Source organism: Hydrogenophaga sp. SL48 (assembly GCF_021729865.1).
GTDB lineage: Bacteria > Pseudomonadota > Gammaproteobacteria > Burkholderiales > Burkholderiaceae_C > Hydrogenophaga.
This window is the reverse complement of the sequence record NZ_CP063400.1, coordinates 1,163,026-1,184,160: the sequence shown is the minus strand read 5'-3', so window position 1 is coordinate 1,184,160 and position 21,135 is coordinate 1,163,026. Positions and strand designations below refer to the sequence as shown.

General features: G+C 68.1%; 18 protein-coding genes. 15 read left to right on the top strand and 3 right to left on the bottom strand.

The window, feature by feature from the left end:
- The first annotated feature begins 1 nt into the window (after position 1).
- The 6 genes from nusB (at position 2) to tolA (ending at position 4,382) form a co-directional block, all read left to right on the top strand.
- Complete coding sequence (nusB, locus tag IM738_RS05700; protein WP_236964929.1) at positions 2–508, top strand: transcription antitermination factor NusB; 507 nt, start codon at positions 2–4, stop codon at positions 506–508.
- 15 nt (positions 509–523) lie between these two features.
- On the top strand, positions 524–1,744 hold the full coding sequence (locus tag IM738_RS05695) for a pyridoxal phosphate-dependent aminotransferase (protein ID WP_236964928.1): 1,221 nt from the start codon (positions 524–526) through the stop codon (positions 1,742–1,744).
- Between the two features lie 104 nt (positions 1,745–1,848).
- Positions 1,849–2,265 (top strand): tol-pal system-associated acyl-CoA thioesterase, encoded by a 417-nt coding sequence (gene ybgC, locus IM738_RS05690; RefSeq protein ID WP_236966254.1) that lies wholly within the window; start codon positions 1,849–1,851, stop codon positions 2,263–2,265.
- 31 nt (positions 2,266–2,296) lie between these two features.
- Positions 2,297–3,001 (top strand): protein TolQ, encoded by a 705-nt coding sequence (gene tolQ / locus IM738_RS05685; protein WP_236964927.1) that lies wholly within the window; start codon positions 2,297–2,299, stop codon positions 2,999–3,001.
- 4 nt (positions 3,002–3,005) lie between these two features.
- Positions 3,006–3,449 (top strand): biopolymer transporter ExbD, encoded by a 444-nt coding sequence (locus tag IM738_RS05680; protein WP_077335179.1) that lies wholly within the window; start codon positions 3,006–3,008, stop codon positions 3,447–3,449.
- Positions 3,450–3,452: 3 nt separating this feature from the next.
- Positions 3,453–4,382: a cell envelope integrity protein TolA gene (tolA, locus tag IM738_RS05675; protein WP_236964926.1), complete on the top strand. Its 930-nt coding sequence runs from the start codon at positions 3,453–3,455 to the stop codon at positions 4,380–4,382.
- A 10-nt stretch (positions 4,383–4,392) separates the two neighbouring features.
- Here the strand turns inward: tolA and IM738_RS05670 are convergent, their stop codons facing one another.
- From IM738_RS05670 to IM738_RS05660, 3 genes are all read right to left on the bottom strand, one after another.
- Complete coding sequence (locus tag IM738_RS05670; protein ID WP_236964925.1) at positions 4,393–6,621, bottom strand: ATP-binding protein; 2,229 nt, start codon at positions 6,619–6,621, stop codon at positions 4,393–4,395.
- Positions 6,622–6,734: 113 nt separating this feature from the next.
- Complete coding sequence (dnaE, locus tag IM738_RS05665) at positions 6,735–10,301, bottom strand: DNA polymerase III subunit alpha (RefSeq protein ID WP_236964924.1); 3,567 nt, start codon at positions 10,299–10,301, stop codon at positions 6,735–6,737.
- A gap of 51 nt (positions 10,302–10,352) precedes the next feature.
- Positions 10,353–11,093, bottom strand: coding sequence for a hypothetical protein (locus IM738_RS05660; RefSeq protein WP_236964923.1), 741 nt, complete (start codon positions 11,091–11,093; stop codon positions 10,353–10,355).
- 205 nt (positions 11,094–11,298) lie between these two features.
- Here IM738_RS05660 and IM738_RS05655 point away from each other — a divergent pair, with 205 nt between their 5' ends.
- The 9 genes from IM738_RS05655 (at position 11,299) to IM738_RS05615 (ending at position 20,902) form a co-directional block, all read left to right on the top strand.
- Complete coding sequence (locus tag IM738_RS05655) at positions 11,299–12,525, top strand: beta-ketoacyl-ACP synthase (RefSeq protein ID WP_236964922.1); 1,227 nt, start codon at positions 11,299–11,301, stop codon at positions 12,523–12,525.
- Positions 12,522–13,376, top strand: a complete 855-nt coding sequence (locus tag IM738_RS05650) for a beta-ketoacyl synthase chain length factor (protein WP_236964921.1) — start codon at positions 12,522–12,524, stop codon at positions 13,374–13,376. The genes IM738_RS05655 and IM738_RS05650 overlap by 4 nt, the downstream gene beginning before the upstream one ends.
- A 39-nt stretch (positions 13,377–13,415) precedes the next feature.
- Positions 13,416–15,053, top strand: coding sequence for an NAD(P)/FAD-dependent oxidoreductase (locus tag IM738_RS05645; protein ID WP_236964920.1), 1,638 nt, complete (start codon positions 13,416–13,418; stop codon positions 15,051–15,053).
- A gap of 150 nt (positions 15,054–15,203) precedes the next feature.
- Positions 15,204–16,538 (top strand): NAD(P)/FAD-dependent oxidoreductase, encoded by a 1,335-nt coding sequence (locus tag IM738_RS05640; protein ID WP_236964919.1) that lies wholly within the window; start codon positions 15,204–15,206, stop codon positions 16,536–16,538.
- A complete protein-coding gene (locus IM738_RS05635; protein ID WP_236964918.1) occupies positions 16,535–17,401 on the top strand; it encodes a MipA/OmpV family protein in 867 nt (288 codons plus the stop codon). The genes IM738_RS05640 and IM738_RS05635 overlap by 4 nt, the downstream gene beginning before the upstream one ends.
- Positions 17,394–18,173 (top strand): lysophospholipid acyltransferase family protein, encoded by a 780-nt coding sequence (locus tag IM738_RS05630; RefSeq protein ID WP_236964917.1) that lies wholly within the window; start codon positions 17,394–17,396, stop codon positions 18,171–18,173. The genes IM738_RS05635 and IM738_RS05630 overlap by 8 nt, the downstream gene beginning before the upstream one ends.
- Positions 18,166–18,954 carry a glycosyltransferase family 2 protein gene (locus tag IM738_RS05625; protein ID WP_236964916.1) on the top strand — a complete coding sequence of 263 codons (789 nt, stop codon included), beginning with the start codon at positions 18,166–18,168 and terminating at the stop codon, positions 18,952–18,954. The genes IM738_RS05630 and IM738_RS05625 overlap by 8 nt, the downstream gene beginning before the upstream one ends.
- The gene (locus tag IM738_RS05620; RefSeq protein WP_236964915.1) at positions 18,951–19,712 is read left to right on the top strand and encodes a class I SAM-dependent methyltransferase; all 762 of its coding nucleotides are present in this window, start codon (positions 18,951–18,953) and stop codon (positions 19,710–19,712) included. Before IM738_RS05625 ends, IM738_RS05620 begins: the two co-directional genes overlap by 4 nt.
- Positions 19,709–20,902: a cation:proton antiporter gene (locus IM738_RS05615; protein WP_236964914.1), complete on the top strand. Its 1,194-nt coding sequence runs from the start codon at positions 19,709–19,711 to the stop codon at positions 20,900–20,902. Before IM738_RS05620 ends, IM738_RS05615 begins: the two co-directional genes overlap by 4 nt.
- Positions 20,903–21,135: the final 233 nt, after the last annotated feature.

Below are 21,135 nucleotides of genomic sequence, written 5' to 3'. Positions count from 1 at the left end.
CATGACCGAACCCACCGCCCTGACCCCCAAGCCGCGCAAGGCCGCCGACAAATCGGCCCGCACGCGCGCACGCGAATTCGCCCTGCAGGCCCTCTACCAGCACATGGTGGGCCGCAACGACGCGGGGGACATCGACGCGTTCACCCGCGACCTCGCAGGCTTCCACAAGGCCGACAGCGTGCATTACGACGCGCTGCTGCACGGCTGCGTGGAACAGGCGGGTGCACTGGATGCGCTGATCACGCCGCTGCTGGACCGGCCGCTGGTCGAACTCTCCCCGATCGAACGCGCGGTGCTGTGGATCGGCGCCTACGAGTTTCAGCACTGCCTCGATGTGCCGTGGCGCGTGGTGATCAACGAGTGCGTCGAACTGGCCAAGTCCTTCGGCGGCACCGACGGTCACAAGTACGTCAATGGCGTGCTGCACAAGATCGCGTCGCAGCTGCGTCCCGACGAGGTGGCCGCGTCGCCCGCGCCGGCGCGCAAGCCGGCCTCGCGACCTGCCTGAGGCGGGTCCAGACCGATGCGGATTTCACAACGCGCCCAACGCGTCGAACCCTTCTATGTGATGGAGCTGGCCAAGGCCGCCGCCGAGATGGCCCGCGAGGCGCGGCCCGGGCAACGGCCCATGATCTACCTGAACATCGGCGAGCCCGACTTCACCGCGCCCCCCCTGGTGCAGGCCGCCGCCGAGCGCGCCATCCACGACGGGCGCAGCCAGTACACCCCCGCCACCGGCCTGCCCGCCCTGCGTGAAGCGATCAGCGGCTGGTACGCCAGCCGCTTCGGGCTGGACATTCACCCCGGCCGCATCGTGGTCACGGCCGGCGCCTCGGCAGCGCTGCAGCTGGCCTGCCTGGCGCTGATCGAAGCGGGCGACGAGGTGCTGATGCCCGACCCTTGCTACCCCTGCAACCGCCAGTTCGTGCAGGCCGCCGAGGGCACGCCGGTGCTGATCCCTTCGGGGCCGGAAGACCGCTTCCAGCTGAGCGCCGAGCACGTGGCAGCGGCCTGGCGGCCGGCCACGCGCGGTGTGCTGCTCGCCTCGCCGTCCAACCCCACCGGCACCTCCATCGCCCGCGACGAGCTCGAACGCATCGCGCGCTTCGTGCGCGACCAAGGCGGGGTCACGCTGGTCGATGAAATCTACCTCGGTCTGTCCTACGAAGAAGCCTATGGCCACAGCGCGCTCGGCCTGCCCGACGGGCTGGGCGATCAGGTCATCAGCATCAACAGCTTCTCCAAGTACTTCAACATGACCGGCTGGCGCCTGGGGTGGCTGGTGCTGCCACCCGCGCTGGTGCCTGCCGTGGAGCGCCTCGCGCAAAACCTGTTCATCTGCGCCAGCACCATCGCACAGCACGCGGCGCTGGCCTGCTTCGCGCCCGAGAGCCTGGCGGAATACGAACGGCGACGCGCCGAGTTCAAAGCGCGCCGGGACCATTTCATCCCCGCGCTCAACCGGCTCGGCCTCACGGTGCCGGTGATGCCCGACGGCGCGTTTTACGCCTGGGCCGACGTGCGCGGCCTGTGCGAACGCTGGAGCATCCCGCCGCAGGGCAGCCGGCCCGACGAAGGCGGCAGCTGGGCGCTGGCCTTCGAGCTGATGCGCCGCTGCCAGCTGGCCACCACACCCGGCCGCGACTTCGGCCTCGCCGACCCCGGCCGCTATTTGCGCTTTTCCACCGCCAACGCCCTGCCCCAGCTGCAGGAGGCCGTGGCCCGTCTGGAGGCTGCGCTGTGAGCGAGCCATTGCTCGCAGCTCCGGCCCAGCCGCCGGGCCGCCCCAAGGCAGGGCCAGCCCCCTCGGGGGGCAGCGACCCCAGCGCAGCGGGGAGCGTGGGGGCGATCTTCAGCTGGCCGGTGCGCATCTACTGGGAAGACACCGATGCCGGCGGCATCGTGTTCTACGCCAACTACCTCAAGTTCTTCGAGCGCGCCCGCACCGAGTGGCTGCGCCACCTGGGCGTGGAGCAGCACGCACTGCGCGAGCAGGTCGGCGGCATGTTCGTCGTGACCAGCACCCAGCTGCGCTACCACCGCCCTGCCCGGCTCGACGATTTGCTTCTGGTTACCGCGCGCGTGACCGAATCGGGCAAAGCCTCGCTCACAATCGAACAAAGCGCCGTCCTGCAACAGGACGGCGCGGCCCCCACGGTGCTCTGCGAAGGCAGCATCCGCATCGGCTGGGTGGACGCCGCCACCCTACGACCCCAGCGCATTCCCGCCAGCGTCATCCAAGCGCTGTCCGCCGGGAACCATTGACCCCTGAACCAGTCCCAACCGCAACGCCAACATGCCCCAAGAACTTTCCATTGTCCAGTTGCTGCTCAACGCCAGTTGGGTGGTTCAAGCCGTGGTCGTCCTGCTCGGCCTGGTGTCCATCATCAGCTGGGCCGCCATCATCCGCAAAGTGTTCGCCCTCAAACGCGTGAACTCGCACAACGAGGACTTCGAGCGCGAGTTCTGGTCGGGCGCCAACCTCAACGACCTCTACGCGGCCGCCGCCCAGAGCGCGCGCCACGGCGGCCCGATGGAACGCATCTTCGCCAGCGGCATGCGCGAATACCAGAAGCTGCGCGAGCGCCGCATCACCGACAACGGTTCGCTGCTCGACGGCGCCCGCCGCGCCATGCGCGCGAGTTTCCAGCGCGAACTGGACGCCCTGGAAACCAACCTCTCCTTCCTCGGCACGGTCGGCTCGGTGGCGCCGTATGTGGGTCTGTTCGGCACGGTCTGGGGCATCATGCACGCCTTCACCGGCCTGGCCGCGCTGGCCCAGGTGACGCTGGCCACCGTCGCACCCGGCATCGCCGAGGCGCTGGTGGCCACCGCCATCGGCCTCTTCGCCGCCATCCCGGCGGTGGTCGCCTACAACCGTTTTGCCACCGACATCGACCGCGTGGCCAACCGCATGGAGACCTTCATGGAAGAGTTCTCCAACATCCTGCAGCGCAACCTGGGCCAGCAGGCGCCCCACGCCACCGCATCGGGACACTGACACCATGGCCGCCACCTCACGCGGGCGCGTGCGCCGCACCAAGAACGAGATCAACATGGTCCCGTTCATCGACGTCATGCTGGTGCTGCTGATCATCTTCATGGTGACCGCACCGCTGATTTCACCGAGCCAGATCAGCCTGCCCAGCGTGGGCCAGGCCGACGTCCAGCCCAAGAGCTTCGTGCAGGTGGTGATCGACAAGGACGAGTCGATCCAGGTGCGGCTGGGTTCGTCGAGCAAAAGCAGCCCCAGCATCAAGATGGCGCAACTCGCCAGCGAGGTGAGCCGCCTGCAAGGCTCGGCCGCTGGCGACGCCGAGCCCGCCAAGGTGCCGGTGGTGATCAGCGCCGACAAGGGCATCAAGTACGAGACCGTGGTCAAGACCATGGACACGCTCAAGCGCGCGGGCGTCGAGCGCGTGGGTCTGGCCGTGCAGTCCAGCCGCTGAACCATGCAGGTCACCACCGACGCCCTCGACCTCAAACCGCCGCGCTCCGGCCGCTGGACCGTGCCCGTGGGGTTGGCGCTGGTCGCGCACGCCTTGCTGATGGCCGCGCTCACCTGGGGCGTGCACTGGAAGAAGGACGAAGAGCCGGTCAGCTTCGAGGCCGAGCTCTGGTCGGCCGTGCCGCGCGAGGCCGCGCCGCGCGCCGTGCAACCCCCGCCGCCGCCGCCGCCGCCGCCCGAGCCAGAGGCCAAACCCGAGCCGAAACCAGCGCCCAGGCCCGAACCCAAGCCCGCGCCGCCCCCTCCCGAACCGGTGGTGAAGCAGGCCGACATCGCGACCGCGCAGAAGAAAAAGCAGGAAGAGAAGAAGCGCGAGCTCGAAGAGAAAAGGGCCGAAGAGCTGAAGAAGAAGGCCGAAGAAAAGAGGCAGGAGGCGCTGGAGCGCAAGCAGGAAGAGAAGAAGCTCGCCGACGCGAAAAAGAAGGAAGACGCCAAGAAGCAGGCCGAAAAGAAGCTGCAGGAGCAAAAACTCCAGGCAGAGCGGGAGCGCAAAGCGGAAGCCGCCGCCAAGGCCGATCGCGAAGACCAGATGCGCCGCATCATGGGTCAGGCCGGCGCCAGCGGCGGCCCCGAGGCGCGCGGCTCTGCCCAGCAGTCCAGCGGACCGTCGTCAGGTTACGGCTCCAAGGTCGCTGCCCGCATCCGCCCCAACATCCGCTACACCGAAGACTTCCCGCGTTCACTCAGGACGGAGATCGAAGTGCGGGCACTGTCCGACGGCACCATCACCAGCCGACGCGTGGTCGACAGCAGCGGCAACGCCGCCTGGGACGATGCGGCCCTCAAGGCCATCGACCGCACCGGATCGCTGCCTCGCGACGTGGATGGCCGGGTCCCCTCACCCATCATCGTGGTGGTCCGGCCCACGGACTGAGGCCCGCGGTTCAGGCCGGTCTCGTCACCACGTCCGATTTCTGCACCACCCCCTGCAACACCCTATCCAGTTCGGCCGCGTCCACCGGCTTGTGCAGCACCGCGGTGAACAGCGTCTTGAGATGCTCTGGGCTCACTTCATCGACATGACCGCTCATCAGCACCACCGGGGGCGGTGAGGGCGTGGCATGGATGCGCAGGGCCAGCCCCACGCCGTCGAGCCTGGGCATGGACTGGTCGGTGAGCACCACGTCCCACCGTTTGCCGGTCTGCGAGAACTGCGCCCACGCCTCTTCACCGTCGCGCGAGCGGGTCACGTGCCAGCCCTTGCGCTCCAGCAGCGCGCTCCAGGCGTGGCGCACCGACTGGTCGTCGTCCACAAACAGCAGCTGTCGCCCCTTCGCGGGCTCACCGGGCGAGGTCACGGGTGCGATCGCCTCGTCGCGCCGGCTGGCGGGCAGGTACAGGTAGAAGCAGGTCCCGTCGGCGCCGCTGACCAGACCGATGGCGCCCTGATGGCGCGCCATGATGCCCTGCGCCACCGAAAGGCCCAGGCCGGTGCCGCGTCCCTTGGGCTTGGTGGTGAAAAACGGTTCGAACACACGGTCCAGGTGCTCGGCCGCAATGCCCGGCCCGTGATCGCGCACGCTGAGCACGATGTAGCGCCCCGGCTCCAGCGCAGAGACGCCCGGCGGCGGGGGCAGATCCGGGTCGGTCGGAAGCACCAGCGCGTTCAGCGCGAGCTCGATGCGCCCGTTTCCCTTCATGGCGTCCGCCGCGTTGATCAGCAGGTTCACCAGCACCTGCTGCAGTTGCGTCGGGTCGGCATCGACCTCGTCGTCGTCCAGCGCACAGTCCACCGTCAGTTCACAATCGCGCGTCAGCCCCGACGCCACCATCTGGCGGGTGTCCTCGATCAGGCTGGACCAACGCAGCCGCCGCAGCTTGGGCGCCGACTGCCGGCCAAACGCCAGCAGCTGGCGCATCAGGCCGTCGGCGTAACGCGCGGCCTTGAGCGCCTGCTGCAACGCCTCCTGGCTGGGGTGGTCCGGGCCCACGTCTTCGGCCGCGAGCCGCACCCAGCCCGTGATCGCGGCCAGCGAGTTGTTGAAATCGTGCGCAATGCCGCCGGTCAACCGGCCCAGTGCCTCGGTCTTCTGGCTCTGCATCAGCTGGATCTGCAGCGCCTCCTGGCGCTCATGGGCGTCTTGCTGGTGTTGTGCGTCGCTGCGCACACGCGCCAGCAGCTCGTTCACCCCCTCGCCCAGGCGACTGAGTTCGTCCTGACCTTCCACCGCGACCTGACCGGCGGCCGTCGGCCCTCGCTCGGTGATCCCCTGCACCTCGCCCAGAAGGCGCTGCAAACGCCGCAGGATCAAGTGGTCCAGCAGCACCACCAGCAACACGCTGGCCAGCAAGCCACCCGCCACGGCCAGGACCATGCCATTCCACGCCAGGGCGCTGCCCACCCGCTCCAGGTCGCGGTCCAGGCGCAGCACGAGCTCGACGACCGCACGGCCTTCCGCGTCCTGCACCACGGCATGCAGCTCGTCGCGGCTGTCCTCGGCAGGCACCAGGTGGGCGTCCGTGGTTCCGTGGTGATTGGGCGCATCAAAAGACAGGGTCACAGGCACCATCAGCACCTCACTGAAGCGTTGGCGCTCGACATCGTCGAAATGGCGCACCATCAGGATGGCCCCGTGTGGCGAATCCCCGGGCTTGTCGGGGTCTCGGATCGGGGCAGCGGCCAGCATCTCCAGCTGGCCTGCCTCGGCCTGGTAGGTTTGCAGCGTGGTCTGGCCACTCGCATCGGCCACCATCGGCGCGATCGACTCGAAGTACCGCGAGGCCCGCTCGGCCGGCACGGTCCCCAGTTCGCCGTCGGCGTTCAGCGTGATGCTGGCCTTCAACGCCCCCCGCTTGTCGAACACCATCAGTTCCGAAATGCGCAGGTAACCCATGTTGGACTCGTCGAAGTTCTCGTCCATGAAGGCCGGGGCCTGACCCTGAACGAAACGCACCGCTTCCACCCACTGGGCGTAGTCCTTGACGGTCGAGGACAGGCCGATCAACTGCTGGTGGAGCAGGCGGCGCGCACGCTCGCCCTCTCGCGAGGCCCGCTCGGTTTCCAGCTGACTGAATGAGTCGGCGACGATGTGGCGCGCACCGAACATCGCGCCCAGGGACGCGAAGCCGACGATGGCGAGCACGAGCGCCCAAGCCTTGTGTTGGAGTTTCATGGATGTCAGTTTCATCGGCATCCTGGCACCCGCCTTGAACGAGGACCTCGCTCTTTGCGTGACAGGGTTGGCGCATCCCGCCTATTTGGAGCGGCCAACCACCTCATGCGCGCTCAGTCGAACACGATCTCGGCCCGGCGGTCGTGCGCTTGCGCCATCCAGCTCGCCAGGGCAGCGTCGGTGGGGAAAAACAGCGCCCGGTCGTCCAGTTGCAGCTCGCACTGCGCGCTGGGCCGCAGCAGCGACAGCCGCACCGGCAACCCGCGCGCCACCTCGCCCAGCTCGGTGACCTCGCGCCTGGGCGGGAAGGCCTTGACCAGCTCGGCCACGGCGGGCGGGTGCCCGTTGACCGCCACCCGCAGGTACTTGCCAAAGCGACAGCGCGCCGAGGCCAGGTCCCAGATGTGCTGGATCTTCAGGCGCAGGCCGCCCGAGAACCGGTCGGGCTGGGCCACCGCCTGCACCACGATGAGCTCATCGTCCTTCAGCAGGTTGCGGTGCAGGTTGATCAGGTTCTCGTCGGCGCTGACCTCCAGCACCGCCGTGCGGTCGTCGATCTTGAACAGCGCGAGCTTGCCGCGCTGGCCGTTGATGATGCGGAAGTCGGTCACGATGCCGGCGAGGATCACCGGGTCGCGGCTCTCCTTCACATCGCTCAGCGCGGTGCGCGCGAAGCGCCGCACCTCGCGCTGCACCTCGTCGAACAGGTGGCCCGAGAAATAAAACCCGATGGCCGTTTTCTCCAGCGTCAGGCGTTCCTTCACACCCCAGGGCGTGGTGGGCACCAGATCGGGTTCCTGCGTGCTGGAGCCGTGATCGTCACCGCCGAGCATGTCGAACAGACCGCCCTGGTTGGCGTTGGCCTGGGTGGCCGCGGCGTATTCAAACGCCACGTCCACCGAGGCCAGCAGCTCGGCGCGGTTGAGGTGCAGGGCGTCGAAAGCGCCGGCCTTGATCAGCGCCTCCACGGTGCGCTTGTTCATGCGCTGGCGGTCCACGCGCAGGCAGAAATTGAACAGGCTGGTGAACGGGCCTGACTCGCCGCCGTTCGGGCCTTCGCCCCGCCCTTCGCGTGCCGCGACGATGGCCTCGATGGCCTGCTGGCCCGTGCCCTTGACGGCGCCCAAGCCGTAGCGGATGAGCTTGTCGGTCACCGGCTCGAAGCGGTAGCGGCCGCGGTTGACGTCCGGCGGCTCGAACGCGAGCCCCATCTTCTGCGCGTCTTCCCACAACACCTTGAGCTTGTCGGTGTCGTCCATTTCCACCGTCATGTTGGCGCAGAAGAACTCGGCGGTGTAGTGCACCTTGAGCCAGCCGGTGTGGTAGGCCAGCAGCGAATAGGCGGCGGCGTGCGACTTGTTGAAGCCGTAGCCCGCGAACTTCTCCATCAGGTCAAAGACCTCGTCGGCCTTTTCTTCGCTGATGTCGTTCTTGGCCGCGCCGGCGCGGAAGATCGCGCGGTGCTCGGCCATCTCCTCGGCCTTCTTCTTGCCCATGGCCCGGCGCAGCATGTCGGCGCCACCGAGCGAATACCCGCCCAGGATCTGCGCGGTCTGCATCACCTGCTCCTGGTAGACCATGATGCCGTAGGTCTCGGAGAGCATCTCGGCCACCAGCGGGTGCGGGTACTCGATGGGTTCACGCCCGTGCTTGCGCGCCACGAAGCTGGGGATCAGGTCCATCGGGCCGGGTCGGTAGAGGGCGTTGAGCGCGATCAGGTCTTCCAGCCGCGAGGGCTTGGCGTCGCGCAGCATGCCCTGCATGCCGCGGCTTTCAAACTGGAACACGGCCTCGGTCTGCCCCTTGGAGAACAGCGCGTAGACGCGCTGGTCGTCCAGCGGGATATCTTCGAAGCGGAAGTTCTCCTGGCCCTTGTGGCGCTGCATGATGAACTCGCGCGCGATCTCCAGGATGGTCAGCGTGGCCAGGCCCAGAAAGTCGAACTTCACCAGGCCGATGGCCTCCACGTCGTCCTTGTCGAACTGGCTCACGGCCGAATCGCTGCCGGGCTGCATGTAGAGCGGGCAGAAGTCGGTGAGCTTGCCCGGTGCGATCAGCACGCCCCCGGCGTGCATGCCGATGTTGCGGGTCATGCCTTCGAGCTTCTGCGCCAGCTCGATCAGGGTCTTGACGTCTTCTTCCTTCTGGATGCGCTCGGCCAGCACCGGCTCCATCTCGATGGCGTAGTTGTTCTTGTCGCCGTCCACCTTCGGAACCGGCGGGTACTGCAGCGTGACCGACATGCCCGGCTTGTTGGGAATCAGCTTGGAGATGCCGTCGCAGAAGCCGTAGGAAAAATCGAGCACGCGACCCACGTCGCGGATCGCCGCGCGCGCGGCCATGGTGCCGAAGGTGGCGATCTGGCTCACGGCGTCCTTGCCGTAGAGGTCCTTCACATAGTCGATCACGCGGTCGCGGTTGGACTGGCAGAAGTCGATGTCGAAGTCGGGCATCGAGACGCGTTCCGGGTTCAGGAAGCGCTCGAACAGCAGGTTGTACTGCAGCGGGTCGAGGTCGGTGATCAACAGCGCGTAAGCCACCAGCGAGCCGGCTCCGGAGCCCCGGCCCGGACCCACCGGGCAGCCGTTTTCTTTCGCCCACTTGATGAAGTCCGACACGATCAGGAAGTAGCCCGGGAAGCCCATCTTCAGGATGGTGTTGAGCTCGAACTCCAGGCGCTCCACGTAACGCGCGCGCACCGCTTCGCGCTTGGCCTCGTCGGGGAAGAGGTGCTTCAGGCGACCCTCCAGCCCTTCGTGCGACACGTGTCGGAAGTATTCGTCCACCGACATCACCACGCCGTTGACCGGCGGGATCGGGAAGTTGGGCAGCTGCGGCTTGCCCAGCACCAGCGTGATGCTGCAGCGCTTGGCGATCTCCAGCGTGTTGGCCACGGCGCTCGGGATGTCGGCGAACAGCGCTTCCATCTGCGCGGCGCTCTTGAAATACTGCTCGCGCGTGAAGCGGCGCACGCGCCGGTTGTTGCCCAGGATCTCGCCGTCGGAGATGCAGACCCGGGCCTCGTGCGCCTCGTAGTCGTCGGTTTCCAGGAACTGCACCGGGTGGGTGGCCACCACCGGCAGGTGCAGGCGCGCGGCCAGCTGCACCGCCGCGACCACGTGGCGCTCGTCGTCGGGACGGCCCGCGCGCTGCAGCTCGATGTAGAAGCGGTGGGTGAACAGGCTGGCCAGTTGCAGGGCGATGTCGGCGGCGCGCTCGGTGTCGCCCTGGATCAGCGCCTGGCCGACCGGCCCGGCCTGTGCGCCCGAGATCATCAGCAGGCCGGCGTTCAGCTCCTCCAGCCACTCGCGCTGCACCAGCGCGCCGCTGCGCCCGTCGCTGCGCGTCCAGGCGCGGGCCAGCAGCTCGCTCAGGTTGAGGTAACCCTGCTTGTCCTGCACCAGCAGGATCACGCGCGGCGCGGCCGGCTGGTGGCTGCCGGGCATCGCGCCCGGGGTCTGGTCGGCAAAGCCCTGCAGCATCACCTCGGCACCCAGCAGCGGCTTCACGCCCGCGCCGCGCGCGGCCTTGTAGAACTTGACCGCACCGAACAGGTTGTTCAGGTCGGTGATGGCCAGCGCGGGCTGGCCGTCGGCGGCCGCCGCGGCCACCACATCGTCGATGCGGTTGGTGCCGTCGACGACGGAAAACTCGGTGTGCAGGCGAAGGTGGATGAACATCGGTGAATCGGGTGTCGGGGTGGGTCTGCGGGCGGGAGGGGGCGTGCGCCGTCAGCGCGCCTTGTCCGAGCGTTCGGCTTTCCAGGCGCGCACGGCATCGGCCATGGTGGCCGGCTTCTCTTCGGGCAGCACACGGCGGCGCCAGAGGAACTCGCCGACGAACATCAGCGCGATCAGCGGTCCGCCGAGCAGGTTGGCAAACGTGGACCAGACCACGGTGGGCGCCAGCAGGAACAGCAACGTGGACACCAGCGCCATGCCGGCAAAAAAGACGCACCAGGCCAGGGTGACCTTGCGGGTATAGACGGCCTGCGCGGGCGAGAGCACGCCGCCGTGCACGCTGCGGGCCATGCGCGTCACCAGCGACTCCTCCGGGCCCGCCAGGCTGCGTCCGAAAAACACCGAGAGCAGCAGGTAGACACCCAGGTGCTCCAGGTAAAAGAGCAGCGCCACCTGCCCCGTCAGAAATGGCCAGAACCAGACCAGCCCGCCCAGCACCGCCGCGCCCAGCAGGGCGCCGAGCCAGCGCGCGGGCATGCGCCACAAGACCACCGCGAGAGCGGTGCTCATGGGTGTCAGCGCCAGGAGCGCGCCCCAACCCGACGACGCCTGGTGGGCGCTGGTGAAATGGGCGGCCAGCGCCCAGGCCACGGCCAGCAGGGCCAGCCCGCCCCCGCGAACCCAGGGCCACACCCTGGAGGCCGAGCCGGCGGGCACCGGAGGCACGGACGCGCTGGACGCTGGGGCCACTTCAGACGGCAGAACTTCGGCGGCGGGCAATTGGGGGGGCATGGGGCGCGGGGTCGAAGAAAGGGAGGGGGCACTCCCCAGTGGGGTGGGCGCGCGGTGCGGAGGCCGTGCCGGCGGTTCAGCGAGCGCTGCGGCAGACCCGGAGGGATGCGCCTGATTTTAACGAGTCCCTTGCCCGACAAAGCCTTTGTGTTCTCCCTAGAATCCGGCTGCGCCATCTTGCCGACCTTCGCCGACCAAGCCCGCCGTGACATACCGACCGTGCCCCGTTCGTGTCAGCGCCTACACCGCCACCTCCGCCCTGGGATCTGGCAACCAACACCACCTCGATGCCGTTGCCCACGGCCGCTGCGGCCTGTCCCCGCTGGGTCCCCACGACTTTGGCGTGGTGCCCATGGCCCAGGCCCTGAACACTTGGGTCGGGCGGGTGGCGGGGCTTGACGAGCCGCTGCCCGATCCGTGGCAGCACTGGGACTGCCGCAACAACCGCCTGGCCTGGCGAGGCCTGCAGGCCGACGGATTCATGAACGCCGTGAAGCGCGCCGCAGACCAGCACGGCGCCCACCGGGTGGCGGTGGTGATGGGCTCGTCCACCGCGAGCATCGGGGCCACGGAGGACGCCTACCAGGTGCTGGCACAGTGCGGCGAATTCCCTCCTCAACCCGACAACCCCGCGTTGCACACCTTGCATTCGCTCACCGGTTTCGTCCAGGAGGCGCTGGGTCTGCGCGGCCCGGCGCAGACCATCTCCACCGCCTGCTCGTCCAGCGCCAAGGCGTTTGCCTGCGCCGAGCGGCTGATGCGCCTGGGCCTGGTCGACGCCGCCGTGGTGGGCGGGGTGGACAGCCTGTGCGGCAGCGTGGTGTTCGGTTTCCACGCGCTGCAACTGGTGTCGTCCGACCCCTGCCAGCCGTTTGACACCCGCCGCCGGGGCATCAACGTCGGTGAGGCCGCCGCCTTCGCCCTGCTCGAACGGGCGCCCGGCGGGCTGCAGCTGCTCGGGTGCGGGGAATCCAGCGATGCCCACCACCTCTCCGCCCCCGACCCCCACGGCGCGGGCGCGGAGGCCGCGCTCGATCAGGCATTGGCCCGGGCGGGTCTGCCTGCCAGCGAGGTGGGCTACATCCACCTGCACGGCACCGCCACGCCGAAGAACGACGACGTCGAGGCCGGCCTGATCACCCGTCGCTTCGCGCCCGGCACCCCGGCCAGCTCCACCAAGGGCATGACGGGCCACACCCTGGGTGCGGCGGGCGCGCTCGGCGCGGTGTTCACCCTGCTGGCGCTCGAGCACGGCATCCTGCCCGGCACGGTGAACACCACCTCGGTGGAACCGGGCATGCGGGACCACCTGCGGATCGGCCCGGTTCGCGCCCGGGTGCGACACGCGGTGAGCCACGCCTTTGCCTTCGGCGGCAGCAACTGCGTGCTGGTGCTGGGCCACCCCACGAACCCTGCGGCGGCCGGCGCATGAGCGGCTTCACCGCCCATGTGGAAGGCATCGCCCTCTGGGCACCCACCTTGCCGGGCTGGGCGCTGGCGCGAGCGGCGTTGCGCGGTGAAGCCGGACCGGCACAGCCACCGCGCTCCGTGTGCCCACCGCCGGCCACGCTGTCGGCGGCCGAGCGGCGCCGGGCCCCGCACACGGTGGCGCTGGCGCTGACCGCGAGCGACGAAGCGGTTCGGGACGCGGGCCGTGACCCCGGCGAGCTGCTGGCGGTGTTCTGCTCGGCGCACGGTGACCTGCCCATCATCGACCACCTGTGCAGCACGCTGGTGCACACGCCCCTGCTGGTCTCACCGACCCGGTTCCTGCACTCCATCCACAATGCCCCTGTGGGGCTCTGGAGCATGCTCAGCCACAACGTCCGCGCCAACACCGCCGTCAACGGCGCGGGCCACAGCTTCGCGAACGGGCTGCTGGAGGCCCTGGTGCTCTGCGAGTCCGAGCGCCGCCCGGTGCTGCTCACGGGCTACGACACCGGGGCGGTGGACGCCCTGAAGCACACCACGCGCAGCGAGGGGGCGCTGGCGGTGGCGCTGGTGCTGAGCCCGCGAAGCGGTCGCCGCACGCAGGCCACCTGGCGCTGGCGGCTGGCCTCCGGCCGTGTCAAGGCGCCCGTCCTGCACAGCGACGCGGCGCGTGCCCTGGCGGGCAACGGCATGTCCCCCGCGTTGCCACTGTTCGAATCGCTGGCACGGGACGACGGCGCGCCGCTGGTACTGGCCCTTTCCGCCCACCAATCCCTGCACATCGAATGGACAGCCCGGGATGGCGACGCCCCCAGGCGCCTGTCGCCCGTTACCGCTGGCGACACCCCCTGACAGGCCGCCCGGTCACCGTTTGAGGCGATACTTCCCCCCATGGTCAACACCCCCTCCCTTCACGATGTCGTCATCCTCGGCGGCGGTCTTGCCGGTCTCACGCTGGCCCTGCAGCTGAAACGGCGCGATCCCGACCTCGATGTCCTGGTGCTGGAGCGGCGAGCACAGCCGGCCCCCGAAGCCGCGCACAAGGTGGGCGAGTCGTCCGTGGAAATCGGCGCGCACTACTTCGACAAGGTGCTCGGGCTGGGGGACCACCTCAAGAACCAGCAACTGCGCAAGTTCGGCTTCCGCTTTTTCTTTTCCGAAGGCCGCCGCGACATCGATCAGGTGACCGAGATCGGCGCCAGCCGATACCTGGCGGTGCCCAGCTTCCAGATCGATCGCGGCATCTTCGAGAACTTCCTGTCGGCCGAGGTGCAAAACCGTGGCATCCGGCTCGTCGAAGGCGGCATGGTGCGGCAGATCGAACTGGCCGACAGCGGGTCCGCCGCCGATGCGAAGCACCAGGTGGTGTACGAACACGAAGGCGTTTCCCACACCGTGGGCGCGAAATGGGTGGTGGACGCCTGTGGCCGCGCCGGCCTGCTCAAGCGCAAGCTCAACCTGGCCGAACCCAACGGTCACGCGGCCCACGCGGTGTGGTTTCGCATCAAGGACCGCATCCACCTCGACCAATGGAGCGACAACACCGAGTGGCAGGAGCGCTGCGACCCGCAGGCGCGCTGGCTCTCCACCAACCACCTCGTGGGTGCGGGCTACTGGGTCTGGCTGATTCCCCTGGCCTCGGGCTCGCATTCGGTGGGCATCGTGGCCGACCCGGCGATCCACCCGCTCGCCACCATGGACAGCTTCGACAAGGCCATGACCTGGCTGGAGAAGTACCAGCCGCTGCTGTTCGACGAACTCGACCCCAAACGCGAGCTGCTGCAGGACTTCGCCTTCTTCAAGCGCTTTTCCTACGGCTGCAAGCAGGTGTTCTCCGCCGACCGCTGGGCACTCACGGGTGAGGCCGGCCTGTTCCTCGATCCGTTTTATTCACCGGGCAGCGACTTCATCGCGATCAGCAACACCTACATCACGGAGCTGGTCGCGATGGACCGCCGGGGTGAGCGCCTGGGCGCGCGTGCCCAGATCTTCGACCAGCTGTTCCACTCGTTCTACGAGAGCACCATGGCGCTGTACCAGGACCAGTACCCGCTGTTCGGCGACCCCGAGGTGCTCCCGGTCAAGGTGATCTGGGACTACACCTACTACTGGGGCGTGCTGGCCCAGTTCTTCTTCCAGAACCGCCTGACCGACCTTTCGGTGCTCGCGTCCTTGCGCACCGAGCTGGCCGAGTGCCAGCGGCTCAACGTGGCGGTGCAGAACTTCCTGCGCCAGTGGTCCACGCGGAGCCAGAAGCGCAACCCGGCGGTGATGCTGGATCAGGCGTCGATTCCCTGGTTCGCCGAACTCAACCGCAGCCTGAACGACAACCTGGACACCGACGGCTTCGTGGCCCGCATCCGGGGGTCGCACACGCAGCTGCAACAGCTCGCCACCGAGATCCTGCAGCGGGCCCTGAGCGATCACCCGGCACTGGACACCCGCGAACTGGTGGCGTCGCTGCCGGCCCATGCGGCCGACGCCGAGCCCGCAGACAGCGCCAGCATGCTGCCCGAAGCGGTCTGCTGAACGGCTCCAGGGCGGCTCGCAGCGCCCTGAAACGGGGGGTGGAGGCCGGGCCTGCCGGATGCTGACAGGAGCACCGGAGCGACTATCATCCGAGCCTGATCGCCCCGTAGCAACGCCGACCGCCCGGTCGGCCTTTCAGAATCTCATCCCATGAATCCAAAGGCCCAAGGGGAACCAGGCCAGCGCTGTGACGTGCTCGTGATCGGCGGCGGCCCCGCCGGTTCGACCGTGGCCAGCCTGCTGGCCGACAAGGGGCACCACGTGGTGGTGCTCGAAAAAGCCCACCACCCCCGTTTCCACATCGGCGAATCGCTGCTGCCGGCCAACCTGCCCCTGTTCGAGAAGATGGGCATCGCCGAGCAGGTCAAGGCCATTGGCATGCACAAGCCCGGTGCCGAGTTCGTGTCGCCCGATCACGACTGGACACAGACGTTTCATTTTGCAGGCGCCTGGGACAAATCCATGCCCGCCGCCTACCAGGTGCGTCGCGCCGACTTCGACAACATCCTGTTCCGCCACGCGGCGGACAAGGGCGCCGAGATGCACGAAGGCGTCAAGGTCACGGGGGTGGAATTCCTGGCCGACGGTGGCGCCGACATCACCGCGCGCTGCGACGATGGCCAGGAGCAACGGTGGCGTGCGCGTTATGTGATCGACGCCTCGGGTCGCGACACCTTCCTCGCCAACCGCTTCAAGATCAAGCAGCGCAACCCTCGTCACAACAGCTCGGCGGTCTACGCCCACTTCGACGGCGCCCAGCGGCACGAAGGCAGCGACGAAGGCAACATCACCATCTTCTGGTTCGCGCACGGCTGGTTCTGGTTCATCCCCTTGACCAACGGCACCACCAGCATCGGCATGGTCACCTGGCCGTACCACATGAAGACGCGCGGGCAGCGCAGCCTGCAGCAGTTCATGATGGACAACATCGCGACGTGCGCGCCCCTCGTCGAGCGCCTCAAGAATGCCACCCAGGTGAGCCCGGTCGAGGCCACCGGCAACTTCTCCTATGTCTCGCAGAGCAACCACGGCGCGAATTACCTGTTGCTCGGCGACGCCTACGCCTTCATCGATCCGGTGTTTTCCTCGGGGGTGTGGCTGGCCATGCACAGCGCGGTCGTCGGCGCGGACACCGTCGACACCTGCCTGCGTGAACCGAAAAAGGCGGGCGCCGCGCTCAGGCGCTTTGACCGCGTGATGCGGCACGGCCCCAAGGCGTTCTCGTGGTTCATCTACCGTGTGACCAACCCCATCATGCGGGACTTCCTGATGGGCCCCCGAAACATCTTCCGCGTCGAAGAGGCCATCCTGTCGGTGCTGGCCGGTGACGTGTTCGGCAAGACGCCGATCTGGCGCTCGATCCTGTTCTTCAAGGCCCTGTACTACACGGCCAACGTCCTTCAACCCAAGCGCGCGTTCATGGCCTGGCAGCGCCGCCGCTTCAACATCCGCCGGGTGGACGACCACGCCCTGTACAACGCATGACCCCCACCCTCAGCCCCCTGCCCACGTCTTCTTTCAAGCGGGCGGCTGCGGGCGCCTTGCTGCTGTGTGTGTTCGGTCAGGCTGCCCTGGCCGCCGAAGAAAAGCCTCTGTGGGAAGCCGGCGTCGGCGTCGCCACGGTCAGCTTCCCCGCCTACCGCGGGTCCGACCAGCGCCACAACTTCCTGCTGCCCTCGCCCTACTTCGTCTACCGGGGTGAGTTCCTCAAGGCCGACCGCGACGGGGTGCGTGCCGAACTGTTCGACTCGGACCTGGCGGAACTGACGTTCTCGGTGGCGCTGTCGCCACCCGCCTCCAGCGACGACATCCGCGTGCGCGCGGGCATGCCCGACCTGAAGGCCAACTTCGAGCTCGGGCCACAGCTGAACCTGACCCTGTGGCGCAGCGAGAACCGCGCCCGCCAGCTCAAGCTGCTGCTGCCCATGCGCGCCGCCTTCACGCTGGAGAAGAACTCCAGGAGCCTGGGCTGGGTCGTGCACCCCAAGCTCAACCTCGACATCGGCGACCTGTCCGGTCTGGCCGACTGGAATGTGGGCATGCAACTCGGGCCGCTCTTCGGCGACCGCAAGCAGCACCACTACTTCTATGGCGTCGATGCCGCCTACGCCACCGCCAGCCGCCCGGCCTATGCCGCCGGCGGCGGTTTCGCGGGCATGCAGTACATCGTCGGCGTGTCCAAGCGCTACCCCAAACACTGGGTCGGTGCCTTTCTGCGCTACGACAACCTGAGCGGGGCGCGCTTTGCCGACAGCCCGCTGGTGCGCACCAAGAACTACGTCGCCGCGGGCGTGGCGGTCTCCTGGATCCTGGGTGAGTCGGCAGAGCGCGTCGTGGTTGATGAATGACCACCGCCGGCTCCGCAGCGGTCCCTTGTGGGCCCTGTACGAGCGCGTGGCCATGCACATCGGCCTGGGCAGTCTGGCGGCCCTCTGCCTGGCCTGGTTGCCCTTCGCGATGCTGCTCCATCCCTTGCTGCCGGCGCCGCTGGGCCAGCGCGTGGGGCGGCGGGCCATCATGCTCGGCTTCCGTTTCTACCTGCGCATCCTGAGCACCCTGTGCGCCTGCCGCTTCGACCTGAGCGAACTCGACGGCCTGCGCGACAAAGGCCCGCTGGTCATCGCGGCCAACCACCCTTCCCTGCTCGACGCGGTGCTGATCATCTCCCGCCTGCCCAACGTGATCTGTGTGATGAAGGCCAGTCTGATGGACAACCTGCTGTTCGGCTCGGCCGCGCGGCTGGCGCGTTACATCCGCAACGACGGCGTGATGCAGATCGTCGGGCAGAGCCGCGACGGGCTGCAGGCGGGTGGGCAGGTGCTGATCTTTCCCGAGGGCACCCGGACCACCGCCTTCCCGATCAACCCGCTGACCCTGACGCTGGGCATGATCGCCAGCCGCGCCAGGGCCCCGGTGCAAACCGTGATCCTGGAGTTCTCCACGCCCTACCTGGGCAAGGCATGGCCGCTGTTCCGCCGACCGGAGCTGCCCTTGCACGTCCGGGCCCGCCTGGGCCGGCGCTTCGACATCCCCACCGACTTCACCGCTTTCACCCAGGAGCTGGACGCGTATTTCCGCCGCGAGATCGTCCCGCCCACCGAACCTGCCCAAGATGACTGAGCGAACCACGCCCAACCCCTCCACCACCCACCTGGTGCTGATCCCGAGCTACAACCCCGGACCTGGCGTGCTGGAGACCGTGCGCCAGGCGCGCGCGCAGTGGGCCCCCGTCTGGGTCGTGGTCGATGGCAGCACCGACGGCACCGACCAAAGCCTGCAGGCCCTTGCGCAAGATGACCCGGGTCTCAAGGTGATCGTGCTGCCGCAGAACCAGGGCAAGGGCGCCGCCGTGCTCGAAGGCATTTCGCTCGCGGCCCAGGCCGGTTTCACGCACGCGCTCACCATGGACTCCGACGGGCAGCACCCGGCCGACCTGATCCCCACCTTCATGGCCGCATCGCAGCGCGACGCCGGCACCATGGTGCTGGGCAAGCCGGTGTTCGGCCCCGAAGCGCCCGCGCTGCGCGTCAACGGACGCAAGGTGTCCAACGGCTGGGCCAACCTGGAAACGCTGTGGATGGGCGTGGGCGACTCGCTCTACGGCTTTCGCGTCTACCCGATCGCGCCGCTGATCCGGGTCATGCGCGGCAACCGTTTCATGCGCCGTTTCGACTTCGATCCCGAGGCCGTGGTGCGCCTGTGCTGGGCGGGCGTGCGGCCGGTCAACATCGACGCGCCGGTGCGCTACCTGAGCGCCGAAGAAGGCGGCGTGTCGCACTTCAAATACCTGCGCGACAACACCCTGCTGACCTGGATGCACACGCGGCTGTTCATCGGGTTTGTATTGCGGCTACCGGTGTTGATCTGGCGCCGTTTGAACCACTCTGGAAACCGAGCATGAACCCATCGAGCCCACCCCCCACCGGCGCGCTGAAACCCGATCCGCGCATGAAGCAGTATTTCAGCAGCGAGGATCAGCGCCGCAGCCTGACGAAGGCCATGTTTGACGAGGCCGCTCCCGGCTACGACACGGCCGAATCGCTGACCGGGCTGGGCAGCGGCGCCTGGTACCGGCGCGAGGTGCTGATGCGCAATGGCCTGACGACCGGCATGACGTTGCTGGATGTGGCGGCGGGCACCGGTCTGGTCACGGTGCCGGGCGTGGAACTGGTCGGACAGAGCGGCCGGGTGATCGCGCTGGACCCGTCCCCCGGCATGCTGGCCGAGCTGCGCAAGAAGGTCGCGGTGGACACCCTGGAAGGGTACGCCGAGGCGATTCCGCTGCCCGAAGGGGAGGTGGACTTTGTCTCCATGGGCTACGCGCTGCGCCACGTCGGCGACCTCCACAAGGCGTTCGCCGAGTACCTGCGCGTGCTGCGCCCGGGCGGCCAGGTCTGCATCATGGAGATCAGCCGCCCGCGCAGCCGCCTGCTGCGGGGGGTGTTGTGGTTCCACATTTCGGTGCTGGTGCCCTTGCTCGCCCGGCTGACCGGCCGCCACGCCGATGTGAAGCGCCTCTGGGCCTACTACGGCGACACCATCGAGGCCTCGCTCGACCCCGACACCATTCAGGATGCGCTGCGCCGCGCCGGCTTTGCCGACGTCGCCTGCTCGGTCAGCCTGGGCATCTTTCGTGAATACACAGGAACCAAACCTTGAACGCCACCGAACTCTTCCTCATCGCGATGCTCATCATCTTCAGCCTGCCCTGGCTGGTGTGGCGGGTGTTCAAGACCGACTACTTCGCACCGCTGGTGGTGGTGCAGATCCTCATGGGCATCGTGCTCGGCCCGGGCGTGCTGGGCCACTGGTTTCCCGAGTACTACCAGTTCGTCTTCACGCCGCCGGTGGTGCAGTCGCTGAACGGCGTGGCCTGGTGGGCGGTGATGCTGTTCGTGATGATCGCGGGCATCGAGCTGGACCTCGGCCAGGCCTGGAAACACCGCCGGGAAAGTGGCATCACCGCCGGCCTGGCGCTGGGCGCGCCGCTGCTGCTGGGCTGTGGCGCGGCGGTCGTGCTGCTGGGCTTTGACGGCTGGGTGGGCCCGAAGGCGCTGGGCTGGCAGTTCATTCTGGGCATCGGCATGGCCTGCGCGGTCACCGCCCTGCCGATCCTGATCCTGCTGATGGAGAAGCTCGACATCCTGCGCGCACCGCTGGGCCAGCGCATCCTGCGCTACGCCAGCCTGGACGACATCGCGATCTGGGGCGTGCTCGCGCTGATCCTGATGGACTGGAGCCGCATCGGCAAACAGGTGGTGTTTCTGGTGGGCTTCGTGGTGCTGGGCTGGGCGTTTCGCCGCCTCATGGCCTGGCTGGACGAGAAAGACCGCTGGTACGTGGCGCTGATCTGGCTGGCCATCTGCGGTTTCGGCGCCGACTGGTCGGGCCTGCACTACATGGTGGGCGCCTTCCTCGCGGGCGCCATCATGGACGCGCACTGGTTCAACCAGGACAAGCTCGATCAGCTGCGCCACCACGTGCTGCTGGTGATGATGCCGGTGTTTTTCCTCTCCACCGGTTTGCGCACCAACTGGGCGGTCGGTGGCTTCGAGGTGTTCGCTGCTGCCGCCTTGCTGCTGGTGGTGTCGGTGGCGGGCAAGCTGATCGGCGTGCGCATTGCCGGCAAGGTGCTGGGCTGGGGCCCGGGCGAGGCGTCGCTGATCGGCTGGCTGCTGCAGACCAAGGCGCTGATCATGATCATCTTCGCCAACATCCTGCTGGACAAACAGATCATCACCAACGAGACCTTCACCGCCCTGCTGCTGATGGCCGTGGCCAGCACCATGCTGACCGTGCCGGTGGTGGCGCCGAAACTGCGGCGGCTGGGTCAGGCTTTGGGCGGCTGACCGGCTTCACTGGTTTTTTGTTTTCCTGCACCGTCCTTCGGCACTCGGCTGTGCGGGCAGGGGCAGGTGGTCCGGGTGCTCGTTCTCCGTCCCACCTCTCGGGCGGCTGCCCGGGTAAGCTGCCGTTGCTTCATCAAGATCATTGCAGCGCGCACGCTCTGCGGCAACCGCGAATGGGGACTCCGCCCGCTCACCCAACCCACCTGCCCCCGAAGTGATGTCAGAGCGAACCA

Excerpts from the sequence above, each read along its gene's own strand:
- tolQ (WP_236964927.1), top strand. The coding sequence starts at position 2,297 with ATGCCCCAAGAACTTTCCATTGTCCAGTTGCTGCTCAACGCCAGTTGG.
- tolA (WP_236964926.1), top strand. The coding sequence starts at position 3,453 with ATGCAGGTCACCACCGACGCCCTCGACCTCAAACCGCCGCGCTCCGGC.
- IM738_RS05640 (WP_236964919.1), top strand. The coding sequence starts at position 15,204 with ATGAATCCAAAGGCCCAAGGGGAACCAGGCCAGCGCTGTGACGTGCTC.
- IM738_RS05645 (WP_236964920.1), top strand. The coding sequence starts at position 13,416 with ATGGTCAACACCCCCTCCCTTCACGATGTCGTCATCCTCGGCGGCGGT.
- IM738_RS05670 (WP_236964925.1), bottom strand. The coding sequence starts at position 6,621 with ATGAAACTCCAACACAAGGCTTGGGCGCTCGTGCTCGCCATCGTCGGC.
- IM738_RS05630 (WP_236964917.1), top strand. The coding sequence starts at position 17,394 with ATGAATGACCACCGCCGGCTCCGCAGCGGTCCCTTGTGGGCCCTGTAC.
- IM738_RS05625 (WP_236964916.1), top strand. The coding sequence starts at position 18,166 with ATGACTGAGCGAACCACGCCCAACCCCTCCACCACCCACCTGGTGCTG.
- nusB (WP_236964929.1), top strand. The coding sequence starts at position 2 with ATGACCGAACCCACCGCCCTGACCCCCAAGCCGCGCAAGGCCGCCGAC.
- IM738_RS05620 (WP_236964915.1), top strand. The coding sequence starts at position 18,951 with ATGAACCCATCGAGCCCACCCCCCACCGGCGCGCTGAAACCCGATCCG.
- IM738_RS05660 (WP_236964923.1), bottom strand. The coding sequence starts at position 11,093 with ATGCCCCCCCAATTGCCCGCCGCCGAAGTTCTGCCGTCTGAAGTGGCC.
- IM738_RS05680 (WP_077335179.1), top strand. The coding sequence starts at position 3,006 with ATGGCCGCCACCTCACGCGGGCGCGTGCGCCGCACCAAGAACGAGATC.
- IM738_RS05695 (WP_236964928.1), top strand. The coding sequence starts at position 524 with ATGCGGATTTCACAACGCGCCCAACGCGTCGAACCCTTCTATGTGATG.
- IM738_RS05635 (WP_236964918.1), top strand. The coding sequence starts at position 16,535 with ATGACCCCCACCCTCAGCCCCCTGCCCACGTCTTCTTTCAAGCGGGCG.
- dnaE (WP_236964924.1), bottom strand. The coding sequence starts at position 10,301 with ATGTTCATCCACCTTCGCCTGCACACCGAGTTTTCCGTCGTCGACGGC.
- IM738_RS05650 (WP_236964921.1), top strand. The coding sequence starts at position 12,522 with ATGAGCGGCTTCACCGCCCATGTGGAAGGCATCGCCCTCTGGGCACCC.